This is a genomic window from Streptomyces sp. NPDC051211, assembly GCF_040689505.1.
In the GTDB taxonomy this organism is placed as follows: domain Bacteria; phylum Actinomycetota; class Actinomycetes; order Streptomycetales; family Streptomycetaceae; genus Streptomyces.
The window spans coordinates 91,472-98,416 of record NZ_JBFBAV010000026.1 but is presented as its reverse complement, the minus strand read 5'-3'; the positions used below and the strand labels follow the sequence as shown (position 1 = coordinate 98,416).

The following is a 6,945-nucleotide window of genomic DNA, read 5'->3' as shown; positions in this document are numbered from 1 at the left end:
CGCTTCCTTCGTTCTTGCGTTTCCGACTCTATCAGATCTTTTCGGACCCGATTTCCTCGGTGCTTTCCAGGTTCTCGCTTTCGCGTTTCCCTTTCCGGCGGTTCCGACTCTATCAGATCCTTTCGGGCCTGACTCCCAGTCAGCGGGCTTTGTCTTCCGGGCTGTTGGGCCCTTCCGACTCCCGAACTCTAGCGGATTTCCCGGGCGGCTCATAATCGGGCCTCGGAAATGAATTCGGGCATGCCGAATTCGTTCCCAGTGGGAGATCGTGCTGAGTTGGGTGCCGCAACGAGGCGGCGGGATGTGCTGCCGAAGAACCGTTACGGCCCCGTGGCAACTCGGAGTACTTTACGGATCCGGCAGGGGGGTGTCAACCCCGGGTCAGCCCCTCCCCTGGAGCTCCTCCACACGGTCCAGCAGGCGGGTCAGGATGTCGCCCAGCAGGCCGCGCTCCTCCGTGGAAAGGTCCTGGAGGAGGTCCTCCTCGAAGACCGAGGCCATGCGCATCGCGTCGAGCCACTTGCTGCGGCCCTCGTCCGTCAGCTCCACGATCACGCGGACCCGGTTCGACTCGTCCCGCTCGCGGGTGACCAGCCCCTCGGCGGTCATCCGGTCGATCCGGTGGGTCATCGCCGCCGGGGTCAGACCCAGCTGCTTCGCGAGCTCGCTCGGCCCCATCCGGTAGGGAGCGCCGGCCAGCACCAAGGCCTTGAGGACCTCCCACTCCGCGTTGCTGATGCCCAGGGCCGCGGTCTGGCGCCCGTACGCGACGTTCATGCGGCGGTTGAGGCGGCTCAGCCCCGACACGACCTTCTCGACCTGGGGGTCGAGGTCCTGGAATTCGCGCTGGTAGGCGGCGATCTGCTCGTCGATGGTCGGCTCGTTGACGGCCACTGTGCCGTCCGGGGTGTCACCCATGGTCCCGAGTATCGCACGACTCCGTTGGCATCTAACTCCTTCGATGTGTACTCTTAATGCTTGAACTTTAGGTGTGAAGTCTTCAGCTCTAAGGGCAGGTGAGAAGTGACCAAGGTGATGGGCGCTGCGATGCGGCGGATCCAGGCCGGGAACGCGCTGACCGCGTTCGGCATCGGTTTCACGGTTCCGTTCCTCTACATCTATGTGGCGCAGGTGCGAGATCTGGGCTCCATGTGGGCGACGTGCGCGTTCATCGCGTTCGCGCTCGGTGCGCTCGTCGCGCTGCCCTTCACCGGGCGGGTCATCGATCGGCGGGGCCCGGTCCCGGTCGTCATCGGTGCCGCGGTCACCGCTGCCCTCGGTGCGCTGTCCCTCGGACTGGCCACCGGCGTCCTGCCGCTCCTGCTCTCCGCTCTTGCGCTGGGTGCGGGCCAGGCCGTCATGCAGCCCGCGCTGGCCACGATGATCGTGTGGTGCTCGACCCCGGCGACGCGGACGCGTGCCTTCGCGCTCCAGTTCTTCATGCAGAACCTCGGTCTGGGCATCGGCGGTCTCTTCGGCGGCCAGATCGTGGACGAGAGCCGCCCCGGCAGCTTCACCCTGCTGTTCGGCATCGAGGCCGTGATGTTCCTGGTGCTGGCCGGCGTCATCGCCTCGGTGAAGATGCCGCACGCGCCGGCGATCACCGATGCCGTGCCGCGGGACCCGGCCCAGGCGGGCGGCGGCGGCTGGAAGCGGCTGCTGCAGCACAAGGCGATGGTTCAGCTGTGCGTGCTGGGCTTCGTGCTGTTCTTCGCCTGTTACGGGCAGTTCGAGTCGGGTCTGGCCGCCTTCGGCACCGAGGCCGCCGGGATCTCCCCGTCCACCCTCGGTCTGGCCCTCGCCGCCAACACCGGCGCGATCGTGGTCGCGCAGTTCGTCGTACTGAAGCTGGTCGAGAAGCGCCGCCGGTCCCGGGTGATCGCGCTGGTAGGGCTGATCTGGACGGTCGCCTGGGTGATCGCCGGGTTCTCGGGTCTCGGGCACGGCAGTGCGGTGATGGCCGCCGCCGCGTTCATCACCACGTACGCGCTCTTCGGCATCGGCGAGGCCATGCTGTCGCCGACGCTGGCGCCGCTGGTCGCCGATCTGGCTCCGGAGGGGTCGGTCGGGCAGTACAACTCGGCTTTCGCCCTGGTGAAGCAGATGGCACTGGCGCTCGGACCGCTGGGTGTGCCGGTGGGTGCCGGGCTGCCGATGGTCTACATCGGGATCTTCGTCCTGGTCTCGCTGGGCATCGCCGGGCTCGCGCTGCGGCTCGGCAGGCAGCTGAGCACCGCGCAGGACAACCCCTCGCTGGTGCGGACGGCCCTGGCACCGGCCAAGCAGCCGGCGGCGCCGGCCGCGGACCGGGTCCCCGCGTAGGGACGCCGCATACGAAGGGCCCCACTCCACCGGGAGTGGGGCCTTTCGCGTGTCCGGGACTACTGTCCGGGGCTACTTGTCCGGGCCTACTTGTCCGGGAGGGCGAACTCGCACCAGACCGCCTTCCCGCCGCCCGGTGTCCGGCGGGAGCCCCAGGACGAGGCGATGGTGGCGACGATCGAGATGCCGCGGCCGGTCTCGTCGGCCGGTTCGGCGCGGCGGCGGCGCGGCAGGTGGTCGTCGCCGTCGGTCACTTCGATGATCAGGCGGCGGTCGGTGCGGCGCAGCCGCAGCCGCATCGGCGGGGTGCCGTGCTGGAGGGAGTTGGCGACGAGCTCGCTGGCCGCCAGCACACCGAGATCGCACAGCTCGACCGGGAAGCGCCAGGAGGCGAGGACTCCCTGGGCGAAGGCGCGGGCGCGCGGGGCCGCCTCGATGCCGCCGAGGAGTTCCAGGGCGGCGTTGTGGAAGAGCTCGGCGTCGGTTCCGGTGCGGGTGGGGTGCTGGAGGACGAGCACGGCGACGTCGTCGTCGTGGTCGGCGTCCACTCCGAGGGCGCGCATCAGGCGGTCGCAGATGACCTGCGGGGTGCCCTGCGCTCCGGACAGGGCGCGCTCCAGGGCGGCGACGCCCTCGTCGATGTCCTCGCCGCGCCGCTCGACCAGGCCGTCCGTATAGAGGACGGCGGTGGAGCCGGGTCCGAGGGCGATGGTGCCGGAGGAGTGGAGCCAGCCCCCGGTGCCGAGCGGGGGGCCGGTGGGGTCGGCGGCGCGGCGGACGGTGCCGTCGGGGTCCCGGACCAGGATGGGCAGGTGGCCGGCGGAGGCGTAGGCGAGCAGGCCCTCGTTGGGGTCGTGGACGGCGTACACGCAGGTGGCGATCTGGCTGGCGTCGATCTCTGCGGCCAGTCCGTCGAGCAGCTGGAGCACCTCGTGGGGCGGCAGGTCGAGGCGGGCGTAGGCGCGGACGGCCGTACGGAGCTGGCCCATGACGGCGGCGGCGCGGACCCCGCGGCCCATGACGTCGCCGATGACGAGGGCGGTGCGGCCGGCGCCGAGGGTGATGACGTCGTACCAGTCGCCGCCGACGGCGGCCTCGGTGCCGCCGGGCTGGTAGGTGGCGGCGATGCGCAGGTCGTCGGGCTGTTCCAGTTCCTGCGGGAGCAGGGAGCGCTGGAGGGTGACGGCGGCCTCGCGCTGCCGGCGTTCGCTGGCGCGCAGCCGGTCGACGGCCTCGGCGTGGTCGGTGACGTCGGCGAGGTGGATCATCACGCCGGTGCTGTCGGGGCCGGGGAAGTCGACGGGGGTGCAGGTGACCGTGTACGAGTTCCCGCCGCCGGGTGCGGTGCGGTTCTTGGCGGTACGGGGCTTGCCGCTGCGCAGCACCTGGTCGAGGAGCGGGAGCAGGCCGAGCTCGCCGAGCTCGGGGAGGGCCTCGGCGGCGGGCGCGCCGGCCGGGCGGGGGCCGAAGCCGGCGGTGTAGGCGTCGTTGAGGTAGGCGATGCGGTGGTCCGGGCCGTGGACGAGGGCCACCAGGGCGGGGATGCGTCCGAGGACCGCCGGTACGGACAGCTCGTCGGCGGAGGGCACGGCGGCGAGCGGGGTGCCGGTGCCCGTGCCGGAGACGGTGGGGTCGGCGGGGCGGCCGTCCGGCGCGGAGCCACGGGCAGCAGGGACAGAGCCTTCGCCTCGCTTGGCCTGGGCGGCGGCGTGTTCGATCCGGGCGGCGGCGCGGCGCTGCGTTCCGGGAAACCGGGCGCTCCAGCGCGTGAAGTTCACTGCGTTCAAGCCTCGTGGTGTCGCTCGTGGTCGCTGTGTTGTCCGGGGGACGGTCGCTGGGCGGTGCTGGGGCGGTGTCACTCTGTGCAGGTGTGAGCCCACCTATGGTCACACGTCCAGTGTGGCCGACCGCACTGACAACGTCAGCCTTGGCTGGGCTTCGGGGGTTTGGGCGGGGGTGTGGTGGGTCCGCCACCCGCCGCGAGTTCGAATTCGGCGCGAGGGTGTTCGAGGGAGCCGAGGGAGACGATCTCGCGTTTGAAGAGTCCGGCGAGGGTCCACTCGGCCAGGACGCGCATCTTCCGGTTGACCGTGGGGACCCGGCTGAGGTGGTAGATCCGGTGCATCAGCCAGGCAGGGTAGCCCTTGAGCTTGCGGCCGTACACGTGCGCGACGCCCTTGTGGAGGCCGAGGGAGGCGACGGAGCCGGCGTACTTGTGGGCGTACTCGGTGAGAACCTCGCCGCGCAGAGAGGCGAGGAGGTTGTCGGCGAGGACCCTGGCCTGGCGGAGTGCGTGCTGGGCGTTGGGCGCGCATTCGCGGCCCGGCTCCTCGGCGGTGATGTCGGGGACGGCGGCGGCGTCGCCGGCGGCCCAGGCGTGTTCGGTCCCGTCGACGGTGAGGAAGGCGGTGCAGGCGAGGCGGCCGCGTTCGTTCCTGGGCAGGTCGCTGGCGGCGAGGACCGGGTGCGGTTTGACGCCGGCGGTCCAAACGACGGTGCGGGTGGGGAAGCTGGTGCCGTCGCTGAGGACGGCGACGCGGTTCTCGCAGGAGTCGAGGCGGGTCTCGAGGCGTACGTCGATGTTGCGGCGGCGGAGCTCGCGGACGGTGTACTTGCCCATCTCCGGGCCGACCTCGGGGAGGATCCGGTCGCTGGCCTCGACCAGGATCCACTTCATGTCCTCGGGCTTGACGTTGTGGTAGTAGCGGGCGGCGTAGCGGGCCATGTCCTCCAGTTCGCCGAGTGCCTCGACGCCGGCGTATCCACCGCCGACGAAGACGAAGGTGAGGGCGGCGTCGCGGATGGCGGGGTCGCGGGTGGAGGAGGCGATGTCCATCTGTTCGAGGACGTGGTTGCGCAGGCCGATGGCCTCCTCGACGGTCTTGAAGCCGATGCCGTAGTCGGCGAGGCCGGGGATCGGGAGGGTGCGCGAGATGGACCCGGGAGCCAGGACGAGTTCGTCGTATTCGAGCTGTAGCGCGCCGGCGCCCTCCTCCTCGGTGGCGAGGGTGGTGACGGTGGCGGTGCGCTTGGCGTGGTCGATGCGCCGGGCCTCGCCGATGACGATGCGGCAGTCGCCGAGGACCCGGCGGAGCGGGACCACCACGTGGCGCGGGGAAATGGAGCCTGCTGCGGCTTCCGGGAGGAAGGGCTGATAGGTCATGTAGGGCTCGGGTGTGACCACCGTGACCTCGGCTTCACCCGCTCTCAGCTTCTGCTGGAGGCGCAGAGCCGTGTACATGCCGACGTAGCCGCCGCCGACGACGAGGATGCGTGCGCGGGGCGGGGTACCGGGGGCCGTGCCCCGGGAGTTAGCAGCCTTCACCATCCCATGACGCAACGTGGCCGGGAGTTTGTCCACAGGCCCGTCAAATTGTGTGACCGGCGGCGGTGGTGGGACGGGGCTGGCGGGAGGGGCTGGCGGGAGGAAAAGTGTGCAGGTCAGAGCTACCGGAGTGGATGATTCCGGGGAGTGGAAACGGAAAAGTGGGTGTGAATGCTCCGATCGGGCGGTGGTCCGTACGGGGCTGCCTCTTCTGAATTGACTCTGGCTCAACTATGTTCGTAGCTCGTCGAGGAGTAGGACCGGGCCCAGATGACCTCGGCCCACTCGACACGAAGGCGGGGAGTGTCTCCGGGGGGAGACAAATGATTACCGGGGGAAACATATGCATATTTCCGATTTCCATGGTTCTGCGACCGCGCTCTCGGACGGCGGCGGCCGCGTGATCGCGGGCGGCACCACGCACGGCGTGGGCCGTTCCACTCCGCTGCGGGTGGACGCGCAGCGCAATCTCGAACACGTCCTGCGGGCAGCCCGCGAGGTCTTCGGCGAGCTGGGCTACGGGGCCCCGATGGAGGACGTGGCGCGCCGCGCCCGCGTCGGTGTCGGCACGGTCTACCGGCGCTTTCCCAGCAAGGACGTGCTGGTCCGGCGGATAGCCGAGGAGGAGACCGCTCGGCTGACCGAGCAGGCACGGGCCGCGCTGGGTCAGGAGGAGGAGCCGTGGCAGGCACTGTCCCGGTTCCTGCGGACCTCCGTGGCCTCCGGCGCCGGGCGGCTGCTGCCGCCGCAGGTGCTGCGGGTCGGCTCGGTCGGTGACGAGGCCGACGAGAACGGGGCGGCCTCCGCGGACGTCCGGGTGCCGCAGCAGCGGCAGCAGCCGGAACTGCGGGTGGTGGGCGCGCGGACCGCGCCGGCCCCGTCCGCCGCACCGGAGCCGTCTGAGGACGCGGGCGCCGGAGCGCTGCTCGAGGTGGTCGGCCAGCTGGTGGACCGGGCGCGGGCGGCGGGCGAGCTCCGCGGCGATGTCACGGTGGCCGATGTCCTGCTGGTCATAGCGACGGCGGCGCCGGCCCTGCCGGACCCGCAGCAGCAGGCCGCGGCCTCGGCCCGACTGCTCGACATCCTGCTGGAGGGCCTGCGCTCGCGGACCGCCTGACGCACCGTCTGACGCACCGTCCGGCGGATTCACCGGCGGCTCACCGGCTGTCTCAGCGGTGGGCCGGCCGGTGCCGCACCGAACGGACGGGCCGGCCGGGCTCCTCGAAGAACTGATCGCTCGAACGGGTGCTGCCCGGTTCGCTGTTGCCGTCCGACAGTCGAACTGTGCCCGGATGAGT

At 70.9% G+C, this 6,945-nt stretch carries 5 protein-coding genes; 2 read left to right on the top strand and 3 right to left on the bottom strand.

The features are described from left to right. Nucleotides 1-381: 381 nt before the first annotated feature. Nucleotides 382-918: a MarR family transcriptional regulator gene (locus AB0447_RS23975; protein WP_366478767.1), complete on the bottom strand. Its 537-nt coding sequence runs from the start codon at nt 916-918 to the stop codon at nt 382-384. Nucleotides 919-1,035: 117 nt separating this feature from the next. Here AB0447_RS23975 and AB0447_RS23970 point away from each other — a divergent pair, with 117 nt between their 5' ends. Then, on the top strand, nt 1,036-2,322 hold the full coding sequence (locus AB0447_RS23970; RefSeq protein WP_366478772.1) for an MFS transporter: 1,287 nt from the start codon (nt 1,036-1,038) through the stop codon (nt 2,320-2,322). Nucleotides 2,323-2,408: 86 nt separating this feature from the next. Here AB0447_RS23970 and AB0447_RS23965 read toward each other — a convergent pair whose 3' ends face one another. Continuing rightward, entirely contained in the window at nt 2,409-4,100 is a 1,692-nt protein-coding gene (locus tag AB0447_RS23965) for a SpoIIE family protein phosphatase (protein WP_366478771.1), read from the bottom strand. Nucleotides 4,101-4,243: 143 nt separating this feature from the next. Next, nucleotides 4,244-5,650, bottom strand: a complete 1,407-nt coding sequence (locus AB0447_RS23960; RefSeq protein ID WP_366478766.1) for an NAD(P)/FAD-dependent oxidoreductase — start codon at nt 5,648-5,650, stop codon at nt 4,244-4,246. A 340-nt stretch (nt 5,651-5,990) separates the two neighbouring features. Between AB0447_RS23960 and AB0447_RS23955 the strand changes: the two genes are divergently transcribed. Beyond that, entirely contained in the window at nt 5,991-6,764 is a 774-nt protein-coding gene (locus AB0447_RS23955) for a helix-turn-helix domain-containing protein (protein WP_366478765.1), read from the top strand. The last annotated feature ends 181 nt before the right edge of the window (nt 6,765-6,945 follow it).